The following is a 2,674-nucleotide window of genomic DNA, read 5'->3' on the forward strand; positions in this document are numbered from 1 at the left end:
ATAAGCCTTATTAGAAACCAGACTTAAGTATCCAAAAAAGCAAATGAAAAAAACTTTATTGATCTTCATAAGGTGTATAGCATTTGATTGTTACTATTTAGGCAAAACTCCCAAAAGGTTTTAATAAACCTTTTCCTTTTTATAATTTTATATTTAAATAATGTCTTTTAAAATCCTATAATGAATTTTCATCTTGTGATTACTCTTCACTACAATGAAAATACTGCATATCCTAATCCATTGCAAAAGGTGAATCGCAATCAGTACCATTAAACATTTCTAGAAACATTTAATGGTACGAATTACAATTGAAGGTTTTTTTTATAATACCTTTTAGATTACAACTTAATACAAGCCAACATCATCAATATAAATCTGAGAGGCAAGACCGCTAAATTCCTGAAAAGTAATTGCTGAAATTGTTGCAGGGCTACCTAAATTCGTTAGAGGTATTTGGTAATCTGTCCATACACCCTGAGTTAAAATTAAGTCGAAACTTTTACCCGATACTATGGTAATTCTCACTTTTTTCCCACTTGTACCTGGTCCGCCGTTAATAGATATTTTTAAATGGGTATAACCCGATGTAGAAAAAGCAGGTGTGGCCTTCGTGAATCGAGCAGCACCAAAACCTACGGTAAATTTATGTGCGATAGCTTTTATCCCTCTTCTAACAGTAGTGGTATGATTCATATCATATGTACTACTGTAGGATGTATTAGACCAACCTGAAGCCATAGCTTCATCAAAAATGGTAAATTTTAATCCAAATGATTTTTCAGACTTTACTGTTCCTATTGGCGTAGTGACATAAATATATCCAAACTTAATTCCCGTCGGGACTTTAACTTTTATTTCTGTTTGTGTACTCGAAATGATAGTTGCATTTGTAGTTTCAAACTTTACTCCTGTTAAGCCTTTAAAGTAGTTACCTTTAATAGTTATTATATCATCAGTACCTCCAGCAGCTGGATCAAAACTGGTAATTACAGGTGCGGGTTGTAGTATTTGAAAGTTCAAAGTTGCTGAGCCATACTTCGTAGTTACCGTAATAGGGTTATTAATAGGATCTGTCAGACTTGATGGGATTTTAACAGTTACCGTTGAGTCGTTCCCATAAAGCAAAGAATCTGCAGCTAATGTTCCATTAAAATCAACTTTAAAAGTTGTCCTAAGATTTGTCCCTTTAATAATAATCCACTCTCCATACCCTATGCTTTTTATTGGTGCATTTCTAGCTGTAAGAGTTATTACTTCTGTTAATGTTGGAGGACTTTGATTTTCTATTTGTTCTTTTTTGCAGGAAAAAAGAAAAAACAAACTTGAAGCTAATATGCACAAGCTTAACGATATCCGAATTTTTTTCATATTTAATATTATTTATTAATGATTTAATTATCAGTATAGATTACCAGCCTGGATTATTGCCATTAATAGCTTTATTGGAATTCAATTCATTTAATGGAAGAGGTAGCAATAAATTTTTAAGAGAACGCACTTTAGATATATTATTTTGTCCTGCTGTAATTTTATTCATTACTTGTAAATAAACTCCCCAACGCATTAAGTCAAAACGTCTAATGCCTTCTAAGTTAAATTCTCTGGCTCTTTCAGCTAAAATAAAACTCCGGAATTGCTCTTTTGTCATTCCAGCTGTAGCTACAGCAGCATTTACTCTATTTCTAACTAAAGCAAGACTTTCATAAGCTGCAATACTTCCTCCATTTATTTCATTTTCAGCTTCAGCATGAATTAATAAAACTTCCGAATAACGCATTAGTGGATAAAAAGCATCACTATTAGCTACAGTAGGGTCAGAAATACCACTAAATTTTATGGTATAGGCTCTTTGGCTTGTTGTGGTATTTGTATTATTATACGTAATTCCGTTTACCACTTTATATATAGCTGATTGTGAAAAGGGATAGAAAATATTTGTTCCTTGCAAAGTGGTATAATTATGCGTGATACCGTCCAAAACTCTCTTATCTTCAATTTCATAATCATCGTAGTGATTATTTGTCGTCCAAACAGCTCCCTGACCAAAACTTGATCTAGCAGAAAAATAATTTCCTAAGTTATTTACAAAGGCTGTTCCAGCAAGCGATTGCAGTTGCCACATATGTTCTTTAGAATTTCTGCCAGCAATGCTCCATAGATCTTTCCAGCTGGGAGTTAATGTGTAAGTTTTGCTTGCTATTACTTCTGCCGCTTTATCTCTTGCCAAAGTAAAATATTGAATACTATTTAGTCCTTCAAGTCCCGAGACAACTATTTTATCATAGGAATAATAGCCATTATCATTTCCGCCACGAACACTTATTTTACCTGTTAATGAACCTGAGGCCATCGTTAAATAAACTTTTGCTAAAAATGCTTTTGCAAGGCCTTGATTTACTCTGCCCACTTCTCCTGCCTTCGGACTACCCAATGGAAATAACTTTTCTTCTGCAGCTTTAAAGTCTTTGATGATAACTTCATAAGTTTCTTTCACTGTAGCCCTTGGGATATTTGTTTCAGGACTGCTCACAGACAATGATTGTGTACGAAGAGGAACGCCACCATATAATTGTACCAATTGGAAATAGGCCCAGGCTCTTAAAAAATAGGCTTCGCCTAAAATTCTGTTTTTAAGATCTGCGTCTAAGTTTGCCATCTTTGCCACATTTTCTAA

2 protein-coding genes are annotated in these 2,674 nt (G+C 33.8%); both read right to left on the minus strand.

The window, feature by feature from the left end; genetic code table 11:
• Positions 1-345: 345 nt before the first annotated feature.
• A complete protein-coding gene (locus ACILQF_RS12410) occupies positions 346-1,368 on the minus strand; it encodes an IPT/TIG domain-containing protein (protein ID WP_395627717.1) in 1,023 nt (340 codons plus the stop codon).
• Between the two features lie 40 nt (positions 1,369-1,408).
• Positions 1,409-2,674 (minus strand): RagB/SusD family nutrient uptake outer membrane protein (locus tag ACILQF_RS12415; protein WP_395627718.1); only part of this gene is annotated, 1,266 nt, incomplete at its 5' end.

It is taken from the genome of Daejeonella sp. (assembly GCF_044232565.1).
Taxonomy (GTDB): Bacteria; Bacteroidota; Bacteroidia; order Sphingobacteriales; family Sphingobacteriaceae; genus Daejeonella.